General features: G+C 42.0%; 17 protein-coding genes. 11 read left to right on the top strand and 6 right to left on the bottom strand.

Going from position 1 to position 17,327, the window contains the following annotated elements:
- Positions 1–23: 23 nt before the first annotated feature.
- A complete protein-coding gene (locus MHH93_RS02380; RefSeq protein ID WP_500052613.1) occupies positions 24–185 on the top strand; it encodes a hypothetical protein in 162 nt (53 codons plus the stop codon).
- Between the two features lie 126 nt (positions 186–311).
- Complete coding sequence (locus MHH93_RS02375) at positions 312–1,190, top strand: RCC1 domain-containing protein (protein WP_500052612.1); 879 nt, start codon at positions 312–314, stop codon at positions 1,188–1,190.
- Positions 1,191–1,265: 75 nt separating this feature from the next.
- On the opposite strand, the gene MHH93_RS02370 is transcribed toward MHH93_RS02375, so the two are convergent.
- The 3 genes from MHH93_RS02370 to MHH93_RS02360 form a co-directional block, all read right to left on the bottom strand.
- Positions 1,266–2,822, bottom strand: a complete 1,557-nt coding sequence (locus MHH93_RS02370) for a glycine betaine uptake BCCT transporter (protein WP_500052611.1) — start codon at positions 2,820–2,822, stop codon at positions 1,266–1,268.
- Between the two features lie 195 nt (positions 2,823–3,017).
- Positions 3,018–3,635, bottom strand: a complete 618-nt coding sequence (locus MHH93_RS02365) for a CPBP family intramembrane glutamic endopeptidase (protein ID WP_500052610.1) — start codon at positions 3,633–3,635, stop codon at positions 3,018–3,020.
- Positions 3,632–4,321 carry a MerR family transcriptional regulator gene (locus tag MHH93_RS02360; RefSeq protein WP_500052609.1) on the bottom strand — a complete coding sequence of 230 codons (690 nt, stop codon included), beginning with the start codon at positions 4,319–4,321 and terminating at the stop codon, positions 3,632–3,634. Before MHH93_RS02360 ends, MHH93_RS02365 begins: the two co-directional genes overlap by 4 nt.
- 341 nt (positions 4,322–4,662) lie before the next feature.
- Here MHH93_RS02360 and MHH93_RS02355 point away from each other — a divergent pair, with 341 nt between their 5' ends.
- From MHH93_RS02355 to MHH93_RS02345, 3 genes are all read left to right on the top strand, one after another.
- Entirely contained in the window at positions 4,663–6,597 is a 1,935-nt protein-coding gene (locus MHH93_RS02355) for a fructose-1,6-bisphosphatase (RefSeq protein ID WP_500052608.1), read from the top strand.
- Positions 6,598–6,775: 178 nt separating this feature from the next.
- The gene (locus tag MHH93_RS02350) at positions 6,776–7,126 is read left to right on the top strand and encodes a DoxX family protein (protein WP_500053305.1); all 351 of its coding nucleotides are present in this window, start codon (positions 6,776–6,778) and stop codon (positions 7,124–7,126) included.
- A 98-nt stretch (positions 7,127–7,224) separates the two neighbouring features.
- Positions 7,225–7,650 carry a MarR family winged helix-turn-helix transcriptional regulator gene (locus MHH93_RS02345; RefSeq protein WP_500052607.1) on the top strand — a complete coding sequence of 142 codons (426 nt, stop codon included), beginning with the start codon at positions 7,225–7,227 and terminating at the stop codon, positions 7,648–7,650.
- On the opposite strand, the gene MHH93_RS02340 is transcribed toward MHH93_RS02345, so the two are convergent.
- Entirely contained in the window at positions 7,615–7,875 is a 261-nt protein-coding gene (locus MHH93_RS02340; protein WP_500052606.1) for an NAD(P)-dependent oxidoreductase, read from the bottom strand. The genes MHH93_RS02345 and MHH93_RS02340 overlap by 36 nt on opposite strands.
- An 88-nt stretch (positions 7,876–7,963) precedes the next feature.
- Between MHH93_RS02340 and MHH93_RS02335 the strand changes: the two genes are divergently transcribed.
- Positions 7,964–8,524, top strand: a complete 561-nt coding sequence (locus MHH93_RS02335; protein WP_500052605.1) for a helix-turn-helix domain-containing protein — start codon at positions 7,964–7,966, stop codon at positions 8,522–8,524.
- A gap of 176 nt (positions 8,525–8,700) precedes the next feature.
- Positions 8,701–9,948, top strand: coding sequence for a CynX/NimT family MFS transporter (locus tag MHH93_RS02330; RefSeq protein WP_500052604.1), 1,248 nt, complete (start codon positions 8,701–8,703; stop codon positions 9,946–9,948).
- Between the two features lie 139 nt (positions 9,949–10,087).
- Here MHH93_RS02330 and MHH93_RS02325 read toward each other — a convergent pair whose 3' ends face one another.
- A complete protein-coding gene (locus tag MHH93_RS02325) occupies positions 10,088–10,345 on the bottom strand; it encodes a GlsB/YeaQ/YmgE family stress response membrane protein (RefSeq protein WP_500052603.1) in 258 nt (85 codons plus the stop codon).
- 154 nt (positions 10,346–10,499) lie between these two features.
- Between MHH93_RS02325 and MHH93_RS02320 the strand changes: the two genes are divergently transcribed.
- From MHH93_RS02320 to MHH93_RS02305, 4 genes are all read left to right on the top strand, one after another.
- A complete protein-coding gene (locus tag MHH93_RS02320) occupies positions 10,500–11,207 on the top strand; it encodes a response regulator transcription factor (protein WP_500052602.1) in 708 nt (235 codons plus the stop codon).
- A gap of 71 nt (positions 11,208–11,278) precedes the next feature.
- Entirely contained in the window at positions 11,279–12,631 is a 1,353-nt protein-coding gene (locus MHH93_RS02315) for a sensor histidine kinase (RefSeq protein ID WP_500052601.1), read from the top strand.
- A 125-nt stretch (positions 12,632–12,756) separates the two neighbouring features.
- Positions 12,757–13,461 carry a hypothetical protein gene (locus tag MHH93_RS02310; protein WP_500052600.1) on the top strand — a complete coding sequence of 235 codons (705 nt, stop codon included), beginning with the start codon at positions 12,757–12,759 and terminating at the stop codon, positions 13,459–13,461.
- Between the two features lie 241 nt (positions 13,462–13,702).
- Positions 13,703–15,949 (top strand): glycoside hydrolase family 3 C-terminal domain-containing protein, encoded by a 2,247-nt coding sequence (locus MHH93_RS02305; protein WP_500052599.1) that lies wholly within the window; start codon positions 13,703–13,705, stop codon positions 15,947–15,949.
- A gap of 38 nt (positions 15,950–15,987) precedes the next feature.
- On the opposite strand, the gene MHH93_RS02300 is transcribed toward MHH93_RS02305, so the two are convergent.
- Positions 15,988–17,211: a helix-turn-helix domain-containing protein gene (locus MHH93_RS02300; RefSeq protein WP_500052598.1), complete on the bottom strand. Its 1,224-nt coding sequence runs from the start codon at positions 17,209–17,211 to the stop codon at positions 15,988–15,990.
- Positions 17,212–17,327: the final 116 nt, after the last annotated feature.

Below are 17,327 nucleotides of genomic sequence, written 5' to 3'. Positions count from 1 at the left end.
CATGAAATATTGGAGGTCTATTTATGGTCAAGAAGAAAATTTCCAAGGCTCTCAGCGCAACTTTAATCGTTTCTATGCTGGCTACTGGCGTGATCGTTGCTATCCAAGGTAGTACCACGTCAGAGTTAGCAAAAACAGCAGGGGATAAAAAGGTTGAAGTTATCAAAGGTATTCAAAACAACTGATATGATTGTCTGATGACTCATGAATATCAGAAGACTCTAAAATGATGGAAGAAAAACAGCAATAATAAAAAACCTCAGAATGGTTATCTCATCTGAGGTTTTTTATTATTGCTCTGGAGGATAGATATGAACTACGATTCACGGAAGAAAACGTTGTTGGATACGAGACGGCTCCGTAACGATCCCATAGCGGCGGGTCGTCGCCATACCGTTGCACTTCAATCTGACGGAACAGTCACAGCTGTGGGTGATAACAAATGCGGGCAATGTGAGGTAAGCGATTGGTCCCATATTATCGCAGTTGCTGCTGGTAATGTTCATATGGCTACGAATACCGGTAATGCCCACACAGTTGGTCTTCAATCGGATGGTACGGTAACAGCTATAGGTTGGAATAAGCATGATCAATGCAATGTAAGCCAGTGGCGCGATATAGTAACCATTTCGGCAGGTTGGTGCCGTACGGTTGGGGTTAAATCAGATGGCACGGTGGTTGCAGTGGGACGAAATAATGAAGGTGAATGCAACGTGAGCAGTTGGCATGATATTGTAGCGGTCACGACGGGTGACTGGCACACAGTCGGTTTAAAATTAGACGGCACGGTGACAGCTGTTGGTAACAATAAGTATAAACAATGTAACGTAAACGACTGGAGCAATATATTGGCTGTTTCGGCAGGGTATCTTCATACAGTTGGACTTAAATCAGATGGTACGGTAGTAGCTGTAGGTAGAAATAACGAAGGTGAATGCAACGTAAGCGGCTGGTCCGACATTGTAGCCGTTGCAGCGGGCAGTTATCATACTGTCGGTCTTAAGTCTGACGGTACGATGGTTGCTGTAGGTTCAAATAAACATCACCAATGCGATGTATACCAATGGCACGAAATTAGGGCTATTTCAGCAGGGTGTGCTCATACGGTTGGACTTAGATTGGATGGTACGATGATTGCTGTGGGCAACAATGATTATGGACAATGTGATGTAAGTGAATATAAAAGTTGAGACCATAAGCCACAGTCTATAGAAAAAGCACCCGTCTTAAGACAGGTGCCCTTTATTATAGAGGTCAAGTATACATTACCTTATGGGGATTTCATTCTGCGAGGTTTCTTGTTCCTCCAACAGTCGTTTCAGCTTTTGCCGTTGTCGTTTTTCCTTCTGACGTCGTTCTCTGTCTTCAGCCTGCAAAGCCTTGAGTAGGGAGACACACATACCAATAAGGACAACAGCAAACGGTAGTGCGGCTACAATAGAGGCTGTTTGAAGGCCATTCAACCCCCCGCTGATTAACAGGACGACAGCGATGGCAGACTGCATAATTCCCCAGGTTAATTTCACTCTTGCACTTGGGTTCAAAGTGCCGTCTGAAGTCAGCATGCCCAGTACAAATGTAGCCGAATCAGCTGACGTAATAAAGAAAATCATAATCAGAAGAGTGGCGATGGATGCTACGATCGTGCCCAAAGGCAACTGCTCCAGCATAAGGAATAGGGCGGTTGTCGTATCTTCCTGGACAGCCTCCGCAAGATGGGTTCCATTGAACAATTCCATATAAATTCCTGTACCACCAAAGACGGAGAACCAGACAAATCCGAAAAGGCTTGGAATAAGCAAGACGTAAATTACAAATTCCTTAATGGTTCTTCCTCTGGATACTCTGGCGATAAAAGTACCGACAAAGGGAGCCCACGCGATCCACCATGCCCAGTAAAATAATGTCCATGCCCCAATCCAGGTTTCTTTTGAGAATGGTGTCAATCTCAAACTCATATTAATGATATTTTGCATGTAACTGCCCAAGGTTGTTGTAAATGTGTCAAATATGAACGTAGTTGGTCCAGTTACCAATACAAATAGCATTAATAGCACAGCGATAACAAGGTTGGTGTTACTTAGAATTTTAATCCCTCTATCCAGACCGGAAGTTGCCGAGATTAAAAATAGTACGGTCACAACTGTGATAATGATAACTTGGACTATGGTCGAGTTAGGGATACCGAATAAGTGATTCAACCCGCCACCGATCTGAAGTGCACCCAATCCAAGTGAGGTCGCAACACCGAAAATGGTGGAGATCACCGCCAGAATATCAATGGCCTTCCCAAGCCATCCTGCAGCAAGCCGCTCACCGATCAAAGGAATAAAGGTGGAACTAATCAATCCTTTGTAGCCTTTCCGGAACTGGAAGTAAGCAAGAGCTAAGCCGATAACGGTATAGATCGCCCAAGGGTGCAATCCCCAGTGGAAAAAGGAATAACGCATTGAAAGTCTTGCTGCCTGGGTTGTTCCTGGTTCTGCTCCCTCCGGCGCAGATAAATAGTGGGACAACGGCTCAGCGACTCCCCAGAAAACCAGTCCAATACCCATACCAGCACTAAACAGCATGGACAGCCAGGAGACTGTAGAATATTCGGGTTCATCATCATCGTCTCCGAGCCTGATATTACCAAATCGGCTGAACGCCAGATAGAAAGCAAAGATCAGGAAGAACAATGTAGCTAGCAAATAAAACCAGCCAAAATTCTGAATAGAGAAGTTGTAGGCAACACTTGCCACATCCGCCAGTTGATCAGGAGCGACAGCACCCCAGATTGCAAACAGTGCTACGATGATAATTGTGATTGTAAATACCATGAAGAGACCTCCGTTATGTAAGCTTCATCCAACTTTTCCTTAGTATGTACTCGTGTAACTTGTAATATTTCGGAAAGCCGCTGTTGATTAAATAAAACAAACCACCGAGTATTGAAACACCCGCCGGTTTGTTTTATTTCAGCCAAGCTACAAACGATTGTTTTTTAGTGATTTGAGCTGCGAAAGACCATTTATTTACTTTTGGTACAAGCTGTCTTTTATAAAATAAATCCCTATGCCCAGATTATAAATAGCATGAGCAATCATGGGAGCAATTAATGAATCAGTATAATAAAACAACAGGGCAAGTATTAATCCATTAATAAATACTAATCCGTAAGCTAAATACACCCCCTTATACTGGGGGATATGAATAAGCCAAAACAAAAACGTACTCAAGCAGATCACAATTCCATCTACATAATGGTTATAACCTAGAAATAATCCTATTAGTACTCCCCTAAAGAAAAACTCTTCAAAAAAACTCCCACCTAGTGAACTAACGGCGATACCACTCGGGGTTTTCATGATACGAAGAATCAATTCTCCACCGTTCGATTGAGGAAGCTTTGTTTTTGTTTTTATAATAAGAGCAACAGAAACAAAAGCCACAATCACACCGACGATGAAACCGAGTAGGGTCACATCAAGAAAAGACATCTCATTGGGAAGAAACAATGAATGAATATAGGGATTTATTTCACCCCACTTAAAAAGTGCAATAAGCGCTAACCCTAAAAATAAGAACGGCATTAAGCCTAATATCATCTGAAGCAATAATCTATTATGCAGTCGAGCACTTATTTCATTCATAATTGTTCTCCGTTTTCCTCGCACTGGTTATGATATAACACTTGAATCGCTTCCTCAACAAATTCGACCGTACCAACAGGCAACAAAGCTTTATAAACTTCCAATTGTTTGACCAAGCCCAAATCAGACGCAGTAAGCTCTTGAATAGGTGCAGGAACCATAGCTAACAATTCTTTTAATTCTTCTTGTACTTCTTGACTATCGGGACGGAGTTCACGATGAATTGTTGTTTGAAAAAAAGATAATAATCTCCTGTTTAATAGATCCAAAGTGATTTGTTGATGTTTATTTATGGGCATGATTTTCCCTACCGTGTTTAGAGAGAAGTGCTGTTCTAAAATCGTCCTTTGATCTTCTTCTAAGCGAATAGTATTCATGAGCAACATCATTTCCAGGGACAAGTTTATTTTATTTCTATGATCAAGAAGAACAGCTTCTTGCATTTCTAACATGTTTCTAAAAGAATATTCTGTCTCTTCAAGCATTTGTTTGATTTCGTTTAAAGGCCAACCCATGCTCTTGAGCAACTGTATGTTATAAAATTTCTTGAGTTCATCTCTATCGTAAACTTTCTGATTGAGGTCATTTTTATTTTTTGGTACAAGAAGCCCGATTTTCTCATAATACCTGAGCGTTCTTATTGTTGTGTTAACCGTGCTAGCGAATTTCCCCACGGTAAATTCCACCTAATCACCTCCAGTTATATTAGCGTTTTTAGACTTATTAGCACCATGTTTTTATTATAAACTGTGACGTAACGTCCTGCTCAATACCCATTTTCGATGTAGCAAAAGATAAGTCAACGAGGTGAATTTCTGTTTTGAACAGATTGAATAAAGTTCATATTTCTAAAATAGCTACGGAACAATGTTTCAATCAACATGCATTCGAAGAAATTTGTTCATAGTTGATGAACTGGAGTATGATTAGGAAGGACAATGCTGATAATCACCATATAAGTAAAAGTCCCTTGAAAACTTACTATAAATTCAACATCACATAACTTATTTGAAGGGGGACATCTGTTTTGGATGAGCAATTTCTAGATTTATTGGCCCAGAAATATGATACGGAAGAAAAAATCATCACAGAGATCATCAACCTTGAAGCGATCTCCAATCTCCCAAAGGGAACCGAGCATTTTGTCAGTGATTTGCATGGGGAGTTTCAAGCTTTTCAGCATGTTCTACGAAACGGTTCAGGTACCGTCAAAGAGAAAATCAAGGAATTATTCCGGGGGGTATGGACGGATAAAGAAATCAATGATTTTGCAGCGTTGGTTTATTATCCGGAAGAAAAAATACAGCTGGTTATAGGCGAACTGAGCAACAAACAGGCTTTGAACCAGTGGTATAGAGAAACGATTGAACACATGCTTAAGCTTATTGCTTACGCTTCTTCCAAGTATACGCGCTCGAAATTACGTAAAGCTCTGCCGGAGCAGTATGTATATATTGTAGAGGAGCTTCTGTACAAGACGGATTCGACCAACAATAAGGATCCATATTATGAGGAAATATATCGGCAGATTATATCCCTTGGCCAAGCGGACAAGCTCATTATTGGCCTTGCTTATACCACCCAGCACCTGGTGGTTGACCATCTTCATGTGGTTGGAGATATCTATGACCGGGGACCGGACCCCGATAAAATTATGGATACGCTAATCAACTACCATTCTGTAGACATTCAGTGGGGAAACCATGATGTCCTCTGGATCGGTGCCTACGCAGGTTCTCTGGTCTGCCTTGCGAATATTATCCGGATCTGCGCCAGATACGACAATCTGGACATCATTGAAGATGTATACGGAATCAATCTGCGCCCACTGCTAAACTTGGCGGAGAAATACTATGAAGACAATCTGCCCTTCAGACCTAAACTACAGGCTGACCATAATGTATCTGAGCAGGAAATTCTGCAGATCACTAAAATTCACCAAGCCATTGCCATGATCCAGTTTAAACTTGAAAGCCCAATTATTAAGAGACGCCCGTACTTCAATATGTCTGAAAGACTTTTGCTGGAGCAGATTGATTACGACAAAAATGAAATCAACATCTGCGGAAAAACGTACCTGCTGGAAAACACCTGTTTTACCACTGTTAATCCGCAGAAGCCTGAAGAGTTGCTGGAGGAAGAACGCCAGGTGATGGAGAAACTGCTGTTCTCCGTTCAGCATTCCGAAAAGCTGGCCAGACATATGAATTTCCTCATGAAAAAGGGGAGCCTTTATTTAAAATACAACGGGAATTTGTTAATTCACGGCTGTATTCCTTTGGATGAAGAAGGAAATATGGAAGAAATGCAGATTGAAGACAAGACATATGCGGGCCGTCAATTGCTTGATGTTTTTGAGGATTATTTACGTTACGCCTTTGCACATCCGGAAGAGACAGAAGATCTGGCGACGGATATGGTATGGTACATCTGGACAGGGGAGTGTTCCTCACTCTTTGGCAAGAGAGAAATGACCACTTTTGAACGTTATTTTATTCAAGAAAAAGAAGCACATAAGGAGAAAAAAAATCCTTACTACCATTTACGTGAAAATGAAGAGATCTGTCGAAGAATCTTGCAGGAGTTTGATTTGAATCCGGATCATGGACATGTGATTAACGGGCACACACCAGTCAAAGAAATAAGTGGAGAGAGCCCTGTTAAAGCAAACGGAAAAATGATCGTGATTGACGGCGGTTTTTCCAAAGCCTATCAATCCACCACCGGCATTGCCGGATATACCTTGCTTTACAATTCTTTTGGCATGCAGCTCGTCGCCCACCAGAAATTTAATTCAAAAGAAGATGTGTTATGCAACGGAACGGACGTATTGTCTGTGAAAAGACTGGTAGACAAAGAACTGGAACGGAAACTGGTGAAGGAAACCAATGTGGGGGAGAAGCTGCTGCAAAAAATCTCGAATTTGAAGGATCTTCTGCAGTATCGTAACCCCGTTCAATAGGAATTGCGGTTAGATCGTAAAAATCACTTTCAAGCATATGTTATAGCATGTACTTGAGAGTGATTAATTTTCTAACCGACATGTGATACTACTTAAAGGTTGACAAATTGAACAATATCACACAAAATACATGCTATAGCATATATTAATCCCATATGCACAACTTAATGAAAGAAGGATAGCTATGTTCATTTTTATTACCGTTTTACAGATTCTTTTAGGTCTCTTTTTCCTACTCACAGGAAGCAAAATTATTTCGGGTAAAATGGCCGACGAATTCAAACGATTTGGATTGCCCTCTTACTTTAATGTTCTGACCGGTTCGTTTGAGATTGTGGGAGCCATTGGTATGATCATTGGCATACGGATACCTATTTTTGCACTTTTGGCGGGTGTGCTTCTAGGTGGAACGATGCTTGCTGGGGCGTTTACCTTGATTGTTTTAGCCAAAGATCCCATACAAAAGGCCATTCCTGCACTCGTTTTGTTTATTCTTAGCTTGATGGTGTCGATGTATCATTTCTTTTAAACGACTTATTTAAGCACGATGGCGATATAAAGTAGTTTGTAACAATCGTTCAGATCACCTATAATTGGTGTAAGAACATGATGAATGAGGGTACAACAATGGACTTATATGATGTGACTGGTTTTTTAATTCACCGTACTGATCTCAAGCTTACAAATTATTTTATCAAACAATTGAAACCTTATAAGGTCACGCCTGAACAATGGAGTATTATTTTTTATATGGATATTGATAAAGCTACGACTCAAAAAGAGCTGGCGGAGGCAATTGATCGGGATCAAACAACTGTCGTGAGGATGATACATTCGTTAGAACGTAAAGAAATGGTTCGACGTATGATTAATGATCAAGATAAGCGTTCACATCATTTATATTTGTCTCCTAAAGGAGAAGAAGTTAAGCAACAGTTGTTGTTAACGGTCAAAGACGCTCATAATTACGTTACACGAGGGTTAGAGCCAGAGGAACTTAAGCAGTTAAAAGTAATATTAGATAAACTGTATATGAATGTGCAAGAGGATTAACCGAATTGAAATGATAGGATCTAAAGCCCCCAAAAACATGCTATAGCATATATTTTTGGGGGCTTGAATATGTACACTGACGATGTCCGATGTGCTTATGAGCGTATCGAAATCGGTCATTTTCACCCAGTCGTCACATTGTACAACAGCTTTTCTTGCATAGGCCTGCACATTTATATCAAAAACCCTGCAAAATGCAGCCACTTTTTGTCCAATAGCGCCCAATTCATAATCTATCCCATGCTAATCGTATGGAAAAGATTCTAGAATAACAATATACTAGCTTTAACAGTTTAGTTGAGGTGAATATGAAATGGATGAAGTCAATGAATCAAAACAAATGGTATTACAAATGGGCAGTGCCTTGAAAAAATACCGAAAAGAAAACAATATGAGCTTAGATGACTTAGCGGAATTAACAGGCGTAAGCAAACTTACTTTGGGCAATATCGAACGTGGTGAAACAAATCCAACTTTGGCGATGATCTGGAAAATTTCAAAAGGCATATCTTTACCGCTATTGGCTTTGTTTCAATCAGAAGACCCTGTGAGTTTGTATCGAGCAGGTGAAGGACTACGATTTTCTAATGATCAAAAAAATTGGATCATTGAACCCGTTTTTAAAAGCAACGGTATTGAAATGTGTCGGGCTTACTTGAAGCCCCATAGCTCGTATCACCCTGAAGGTCATCATGTGAATACCACTGAAATTGCGACAGTAATGACAGGTTCCATTGAAATTCAAGTGAACGAAGAGATGTACACATTGAATCAATATGATACGATCAGTTTTCGCGCAGATTATCCTCACTCGTATACCAATCATACGAATAGCGAAACAGTGCTCCATATCTCCTTAAAGTATGGTCTCTAAAAATCAAAAATGCTACTTATCATACAACTCCCGAATTCCATGACAGGAATTTGGAGTTGTATTTTTGTTTTTTCACATTTTTAGTATATCATAAAATACTTATTGTAAATAATAATATATTATAATATACTTTTGTTGTCCGCGCGGATGTGAAATTCAGAAAGGAGAATTGAAGAATGCCGAACAAACAAAATAAAAAAGCCATACCATCTTCTATAGGGTTTATCATTCTCGGCATTATTGTTATTGCAGCTAATTTACGTACTCCCTTAACCTCAGTTGGTCCTTTAGTGAGCCTTATAAGGGAAGACGTTCATATTTCAAATACATTAGCAGGCCTGATCACAACGGTACCCTTGCTTGCCTTTGCTTTATTATCGCCTCTGGTACCCAAATTGGGAAGAAGGTATGGGGTTGAGCGTATCATTTTGATTGCCCTCATCTTTCTTACTGTTGGTATTGTCATACGATCTTTATCTGGCGCAGTTCATCTGTTTATTGGAACAGCAGTTCTTGGATTCTCCATTGCCATATGTAATGTATTATTGCCGAGTATAATTAAACGGGATTTCCCAAATAAAATTGGCTCCATGACAGGGATTTATTCCATTTCAATGAATTTGTGTGGAGCTATAGCATCGGGAGTCAGTGTACCTTTAGCCTTGAATGCAGGGCTCAAATGGCAGGGAGCAATGGGGATATGGGGGATACTAAGCTTTGTGTCGATCCTCTGTTGGTTATCTCAATTACGAAATCAAACGAAACAAACAGCCACGACGAGTCAACAAGTGGCCAGCAACAATGTGAATGTATGGCGATCTCCGCTTGCCTGGCAAGTAACCATATTTATGGGTATACAGTCCATGGTTTTCTATGTGTTGATCGCATGGTTGCCTGAAATTTTAAAGCAACAAGGAATTGAGTCCAACCAATCTGGATGGTACCTCTCGATCATGCAGTTGGCTATGCTTCCATTTACCTTTATCGTCCCCGTTATTGCTGGGCGCATGTCTAGTCAACGTTTATTAGTAGTCATCACAACCATTTTGCTAATGACGGGCACGCTCGGACTTCTTTACGGGAGCTCCAATGTCATTCTGTTGTGGATCATCATACTCGGAATTGGTGGAGGTTTCGCCTTTAGTTTGGCTATGATGTTTTTCGGGTTACGTACCGAAAATGCGCACCAAGCAGCGGAGCTGTCTGGCATGGCGCAATCAATCGGATATCTACTTGCCGCCATCGGTCCTGCCCTTATAGGATATCTGCATGACGCGACAAATAGCTGGAACCTGCCACTTTTCATTCTGCTTGGCGCATCGGTCTTACTCTTTATAGTCGGTATGGGAGCAGCAAAAAATCGTGTTGTAAGTGCCCGAAATGGAGAAAGCGAGTTTGGAACAGCTGCAACAAACCAAATCTAAGGTTTCACAGCTATCAATTTGCCGAGGTCTCATTGTTCATTAAAAATAAAAAAAGGACCGTAAGTGTTCATCTACCAGCGATGAATGCTTTCGGTCCTTTTATCTAATGAATGGCGGGATCAATTTCCGCCTCTCTTTGTTAACGTCTTCGGAAGACTCCGCCGCGTGCCAGAGCGAAGAAGATGAGCAGGGCAATAATCGAACCAATGATGGCTGGAATAATATGAAATCCGCCAATCACCGGCCCTCTTGGTCCCAGCAATTCCGTTCCTAACCAAGAACCTATAAAACCCGCAATAACGTTCCCAAGTACACCGCCCGGTACGTCCCGTCCAATCAAGTTGCCGCTTAACCAACCAATAAGTCCACCAACAATGAGTACCCAGAGCAGATCCATGGATTGTTCTCCTTTCTTCGGGTTTATTACAAGTTATGTTGGGTTCGTTGGATTATACCTCATCTTGCAGTTGGTGGAGGAATCTAAAGTGTCTGTGCTAAGATTGGGTTATATATAATTGAAGCTGGAGAACAAGGCTAGTTAGGGGTGTACATTGAAGAAAATCCTAGTTATTGATGATGAAATCGCAATTCGAGATTTAATTGAGCTGGTGCTACGGCGAGAAAACTACGATGTGCAGACCGCAGAGGACGGCAAAACGGGCCTGCAGCTGCTCGATTCTTTTCAACCGGACCTGGTGGTACTTGATCTGATGCTGCCTGACTGCTCCGGATATGACCTGTGCAAGGAAATCACCGGGAAACGTGCCATTCCTGTGATCATGCTCTCTGCCAAAAATGAGGTGATCGACAAGGTTCTCGGACTAGAACTGGGGGCGGAAGATTATATGACCAAACCCTTCGACAATCGGGAATTGCTCGCTCGAATCAAGGTAATTCTCAGAAGAAACGAGAGCAAGGAGGAATCCAGCGAAGGAACAGAAGTGAAATCTACACGCATCATTCATGAAGAGCTGACATTTGATCTGGAGAGCCGGAGAGTGCTGAAAAATGGTGAACCCGTCTCTTTAACGGCCAAAGAGTTTAAAATTCTGGAAACGTTACTCAAAAGGCCAGACAAAATCTTTACCCGGGATGAGTTGCTACAGATCGGTTGGGGATATGACTTCATGGGAGACAGTCGCAGTGTGGATATGACCATCATGCGTTTACGGAAGAAGCTGGAGGATAACGCGGACGAACCGAAATACATCAGGACGATCTATGGATTTGGCTATCAGCTTGGAGGTGGCGAGGCCTGAAGTATGCAACCCGGCTACTGCTGAATTATTTATTTTTCTCCGTGCTTTCTTTTGGCATCATCATTTTTGCGGTGAACAAAGCCATTGATTACTATAGCTTCGTTACGATTGAGAAACAAATGATGGAGAAGGCGGATCTGTCCGAGCTGTCCTTTCGTGAAGTGCTAGCACAGCACAGGTCATCGTCAGGAGAGCCGCAGACGGAGGAAATCGTCAGACTTGCTCTGGAGAAGCTAAAAGCTTCAGGCAAGGAAGTACGTATCTATAACAGCTCCAAGCAATTGCTGGGCTTGGCTGTGGATGGCATCATCATTAATGATGGCAAACCGCTTATTTTTGACAAAAATATTGAGAAAGCCCTGAGCGGCAGTTATGCCTACACCGTAACGGAAGATCATCAGCTTTATTTTGCGACTCCCATTCAGAATCAATTTTACGAAAACGCTTATGTGTATGAGTTTGTGGACGACATTTCGTACTTTTATGCAATTATGGATCAAATCCGTTATATCCTGTTTGCAGGTGCAGGCGGTTTCATTGTGCTGATTACGTTAGCCAGTCTGTGGATTGCCCGAAACACAACCAAGCCGATTAAGGTGCTGCTTGGCGCTGCACAAAGCTTCTCCAGACAGGAGTTTCGGAGGGTTCAGCTGAACCGGAAGGATGAGCTGGGCATGCTGGCAGAAGGGCTGGATTCCATGGGGCGGCAGCTTCATGATTACATTCAGTACCAGAAACAATTTGTCTCCAACGTATCTCACGAGTTAAAAACACCCCTGGCAGCCATACGTGGTTTCTCACAATACTTATATGAAGGGGAGAACGAGAACAAGGAGTTGCAAAAAATCTATGCTCATCTGCTGCACGAATCGGATCGGCTGACGCGCTTGATTAATGAACTGTTATTGCTCTCCCGATTCGACAAGGCCGGTTCTAACGAACTGGAAGCCCAGAAGACGGAAATGAACGAACTTGCTCAGGAAGTCGCCATGAATATGGGAGCGAAGGCCAAGGATAAAGGGATCGAGATCAAAGTTAGTAAAGTGGAGGAAGGATCGGCAGATGGAGTTCCGCAAAGAGTCTACGCCGACGTCAATCCAATGTTGATGTCCCATGCGATTGCCAATCTTGTGGACAATGCTATCAAATACTCAGGCAATCACTCCCAGATTAAAATAGAGATGGAACATACACCGAGTGAGGTGGTTATACGGGTACGTGATCAAGGGATTGGCATCGCGGGCGATGAGCTGGAGCGAGTGCAGGAACGCTTTTACCGGGCGAAAAATGCAAGCACAGCGAACGGATCAGGTCTTGGACTTTCCATCTGCAAGGAGATTGTAGAGCGGTTTAATGGATATATCGATATGGAAAGTCAAATCGGGGAAGGAACAACCGTTACGATTGTTTTGCCTCGTGCGTAGACCTGTATCCAAACCCAAGCCTAAATAAATAACGTTACAAGATTGGTACATTTCTGTTATAAGACTAACAAATGTTTTATTTATAATCACTTCATAAGAACAAATCACACATTTATGGAGGGATCATGATGAAATTAACAAAAAAAGCTGCAGGTTTTATCGTACTAGGTGCTTTACTAACGGGAGCATTAACGGGCTGTCAGTCCAGTGATGCTACATCTCCAGCAACCGGACAGAACACGGCAAATGAACAAAGCAAAGGTGAAGGATTAACCAATTCTACTGCGCCCGCTTCCGAAAATTCGGAAGAAAAGGGTACTGAAGCGATTAAGGAAGGTTCGATGGAAAAGGAAGGCAATGTGGTACTGAAGGAGCTTGCTTTTGTCTATAATGAGCACACCATCGCGATTTCGGATACAGCAAATGAAAATCAGATGGAGCAGATGCTGGGCAAACCGGATAACCTGAAATCTCATACGTACAGTGCCGATGATGGAACCAACATGGATACGTTAATTGGCTTTACAGAAAAAGTGTACACGTATCCTGGTCTGGAGATTAAAACAATCAGTATACCGGAAGGGAAACAAGACTCCATCTTTCATATTGAAATCACAGACCCCAAATACGCGACAGTCCGAAACATCAAAGCAGGAGACAGCCTGGATACACTCAAAAACGCCTACCCTGAAGGGAAACTCCTTGGTGATGGAGCTCCAGATGAGGAGGATGACTTCCGTTACGAGCCATCCAATTATGTGGATGTGATGTCATTCCATATCAAGGATGCCAAGGTGGAGAGCATTCAGATCTACAGCCTTCTGGACTAATATTTAGGACTCAATGATGGTAAGCCATTCATACGATTCACCTTTAATACCTGAATAAAAATAAAAGTTAACCCTCAACCATCCAGAAAAGGAGCAATGAGGGTTAACGTAGTTTTAGGACTTTGAATAACATATCATTTTCCCAAAAAGGAAATCATTTTACCATATAATTAGGATCATTTCATCTAGTCTTATGAAGTAACCGATTTCATTATTAACGTTTACCAACGGAGGAGAGCGAATGAATCCTAATTTGAAAGAAATAATCAGTCAAATGACATTGGAAGAAAAAGCAGAACTCTGCTCAGCTAAAGATTTCTGGAATACCATATCCATCGACCGCCTTGGGATTCCTTCTATTATGATGACAGATGGCCCTCATGGACTTAGAAAACAAGAGGGGAGCGCGGACCACTTAGGCTTAAACAAAAGTATACCGGCTACCTGCTTCCCATCCGGCAGTGGAGTTGCTTCATCGTGGAATCGTGAACTTGCCCATACGATGGGGAAAGCAATCGGACAAGAAGCAGCGGCAGCGGATATTTCGATTGTTTTGGGGCCTGGTGTGAATATCAAGCGTTCCCCGCTGTGTGGCCGAAATTTCGAATATTATTCTGAAGATCCTTATTTATCCGGAACTTTGGCAGCCAGCTATATTCAAGGAGTACAAAGTCAAGGCGTGGGTACTTCCATCAAACACTTTGCTGTAAACAATCAGGAATACAAGCGAATGTCGGTTGATGCGGTGGTCGATGAACGGACTCTACGGGAAATCTATCTGGCTAGCTTTGAGTATGCAGTGAAAGAGGGTGAGCCATGGACTGTCATGGCCGCTTATAACAGAGTAAATGGTGATTTTTGTTCCGAAAACAGCCGGTTATTGACTGAGATTCTCCGAGAAGAGTGGGGATTTACAGGCGTAGTGGTGTCAGATTGGGGAGCTGTCAATGAGAGGCATCATGGACTAGCTGCCGGATTGGACCTTGAGATGCCTTCCAGTAACGGGATAGGAAGTAAAAAAATGATTGAGGCTGTTTTTTCGGGCGATTTGAGCGAAAAGGTGCTGGATCAGTCTGTTGAGAGATTGTTGTCACTTGTATTCCAAGCTGTAGAACGCCAGCGGAAGTCAACATCGGTTGATGTAGAGGCACAGCACCAGCTGGCCAGAAAGATTGCAAGTGAATGTATGGTCCTGCTTAAGAATGAGGAGAGCATTCTCCCTCTAAACACCGAAGAATCCATTGCGGTTATCGGAGCATTTGCGCAACAACCACGCTACCAGGGCGGTGGTAGTTCACATATTATGCCGACGAAGCTGGATAACATCTATGAAGAAATTCTTAAAACAGCCACTGACAGTGCAAGCATCTCGTATGCGGCCGGTTATACATTAGACGAAGATATTGTCAACGAAGAACTGATTCAAGAAGCAGTTGCTGCCGCAAAGAATGCACAGGTTGCAGTGATTTTTGCCGGGCTGCCTGAACGTTATGAATCCGAAGGTTTCGACCGGAAACACCTTCAATTGCCGGAAAGTCACAGAACTTTAATTGAAGCGGTCGCGGAGGTTCAAGCGAATATTGTTGTTGTATTGAGCAATGGAGGTCCTATTGAAATGCCTTGGCTGGATAAGGTTAAGGCTGTATTGGAGGCATACCTTGGGGGACAGGCTTTGGGCGGTGCGATCGTTGATATTCTCTTTGGAAGTGTAAATCCAAGCGGGAAACTGGCTGAGACATTTCCTAAAAAACTGATCCACAATCCGTCGTACTTGAATTTCCCTGGAGACGGTGAGACTGCCGAATATCGAGAAGGTATATTTACGGGCTACCGGCATTACGATACAAGAGATGTGGAGCCTTTGTTTCCATTTGGCTTTGGTTTGAGCTACACCCAATTTGAATATCATGATCTGCGGGTCAGTCATAAAAAGATTAAAGATACCGATAGTGTAACAGTTACAGCAAAAGTAAAAAATACGGGTGAAACAGCGGGTAAAGAGGTCGTTCAGCTATATGTACGTGATGTGGAATCAACGGTGCCACGTCCACTTCAGGAACTGAAGGCGTACTCCAAAGTTTCACTTCAGCCTGGTGAAGTGACCACCATACATTTTGAACTCGACAAACGAGCCTTTGCTTACTACGATGTTAAGCTGGAAGATTGGCATGTGGAGACGGGCAAATTCGATATTATGGTTGGAAAATCTTCAAGAGAGATTGAGCTCGTTGAAACGATCGAGGTAGAATCGAGCGTTATTATTACCAGACCCATTACCAGACATTCCACATTCGGTGAATTACTGCAACATCCCGTTGGGGCTGAAATTATGGGCGCAATGGGGCAATATGACGGGAATGAAGCAGGACTGGGTGAGGGAATGCAGGAATTAATTATGGGTACCACACTACACAATGCAGCACTTATGAGCAACGGGCAGTTCACAGAAGAAACGCTACAGAGCATCTTATCCGCCATTAACCGTTGATTGAATGCAACGCTAGAATAAGCCCGACTTACTCGGGCTTATTGCTCTATCATATGATGCGTTTGTTGATACTGCTTCGGGGTTCTACCTGTGTGTTTTTTGAAAATCTTGGTGAAATAACTCTGATCCGTGAAATTCAAAAGAGAACCAATTTCAGAAAGTGGAGTGCTTGTAAATTGAATCATATGTTTAGCTTCCTCGATTTTGATCTGTTGAATATATTCATTAACGGGAACCCCTACTTCTTTTTTAAATAGTACAGACAGATAGTTTGGGCTAATAACAGCATGTTCAGCAAGTTCTTCATGTGTAATTTTGGAATAACGGTGGTTATATATATAATTTTTGCAAAGTGTTACGATTTTAGAATGCTGCGATTCTCTAGCCTGAGAGACTTTTTCGGTTAACGAAAAAAATGCTTCCAAGCAACATTGATCGATTTCTATATCGGTCCGTAGATCCTCGAGGCGCTGTATGTAAAGATCACTTACCGAAAAAGCAATCTCCGAATAGAGCCCCCCGTCAATGGCTGCTCTGGCTGCAAGAGCTATACCGATGATGCCAAGATTCTTTTTAGAACGGATATGACTTGATTTGGACAATACCCCTGTATTTTCATGACCAAGTTGTGTAAAGTGTTTGAGCATATCCAATTTACCTTCCTTGACGATTGTTAACAATCTCTTTTCAATCAGTGGGTTATGATGGAGCATCTCCTCATAGCCTTTTGAAGAATTCATGGAATCTTGTATTTCTTTATCCTTGATATACATACCACGCAAATGGTCTTGTGCTACATCCTCCGCTTCGATCAATTCATGATTAAACATTTGGTTAACCAGGATCGCGATGTTGATCAGCCTCTCATGGGGTACCACAGGAACAGACTGATAATAATGATATACTTGTTCCCGGTTGGCAAAGAGATGTGTGTCATTGATAAGCCCATTTATTTTATGTTCAATCAAGCTGAATGGAAGGGAAGGTCCTATAATAACTGTTCCTTCATCGTTCAGATGGTTACCAATACGAATTAAAATATAGTTCTCAAAAAACATCGTTCTTACCATAGATGGATTTTCTTTAGGTATAGATGGGTCAAACCCTAACATTGTAAAAAAGAATTGTTTATCATTTTTATAGAGTGGATTAAGTATGCGATTCCCCAACAGTTCGAGTTTAACTTCTCCGGTGGAGCTTACAAAGAAGATGGACATATCAAAAAGTTCTGCAATGAGTTGACATTGACGTTTTAGATCCATTTTGTGTTTGACTCCTTCTTTTTATCATCTTATCACATCAAAATTATAAAATTACAATGATAGTACCATATTGTATGAGAAAAATTCATTATGATATTTGGGTAAGCGTTAACATT

Origin of the sequence: Priestia sp. FSL H7-0729 (assembly GCF_038005685.1) — a bacterium.
GTDB lineage: Bacteria > Bacillota > Bacilli > Paenibacillales > Paenibacillaceae > Paenibacillus.
The sequence above is the reverse complement of the archived record's forward strand: the minus strand, read 5'-3'. Positions and strand labels throughout refer to the sequence as shown.

Excerpts from the sequence above, each read along its gene's own strand:
- MHH93_RS02380 (WP_500052613.1), top strand. The coding sequence starts at position 24 with ATGGTCAAGAAGAAAATTTCCAAGGCTCTCAGCGCAACTTTAATCGTT.
- MHH93_RS02375 (WP_500052612.1), top strand. The coding sequence starts at position 312 with ATGAACTACGATTCACGGAAGAAAACGTTGTTGGATACGAGACGGCTC.
- MHH93_RS02370 (WP_500052611.1), bottom strand. The coding sequence starts at position 2,822 with ATGGTATTTACAATCACAATTATCATCGTAGCACTGTTTGCAATCTGG.
- MHH93_RS02365 (WP_500052610.1), bottom strand. The coding sequence starts at position 3,635 with ATGAATGAAATAAGTGCTCGACTGCATAATAGATTATTGCTTCAGATG.
- MHH93_RS02345 (WP_500052607.1), top strand. The coding sequence starts at position 7,225 with ATGGACTTATATGATGTGACTGGTTTTTTAATTCACCGTACTGATCTC.
- MHH93_RS02335 (WP_500052605.1), top strand. The coding sequence starts at position 7,964 with ATGGATGAAGTCAATGAATCAAAACAAATGGTATTACAAATGGGCAGT.
- MHH93_RS02330 (WP_500052604.1), top strand. The coding sequence starts at position 8,701 with ATGCCGAACAAACAAAATAAAAAAGCCATACCATCTTCTATAGGGTTT.
- MHH93_RS02325 (WP_500052603.1), bottom strand. The coding sequence starts at position 10,345 with ATGGATCTGCTCTGGGTACTCATTGTTGGTGGACTTATTGGTTGGTTA.
- MHH93_RS02310 (WP_500052600.1), top strand. The coding sequence starts at position 12,757 with ATGATGAAATTAACAAAAAAAGCTGCAGGTTTTATCGTACTAGGTGCT.
- MHH93_RS02305 (WP_500052599.1), top strand. The coding sequence starts at position 13,703 with ATGAATCCTAATTTGAAAGAAATAATCAGTCAAATGACATTGGAAGAA.
- MHH93_RS02300 (WP_500052598.1), bottom strand. The coding sequence starts at position 17,211 with ATGGATCTAAAACGTCAATGTCAACTCATTGCAGAACTTTTTGATATG.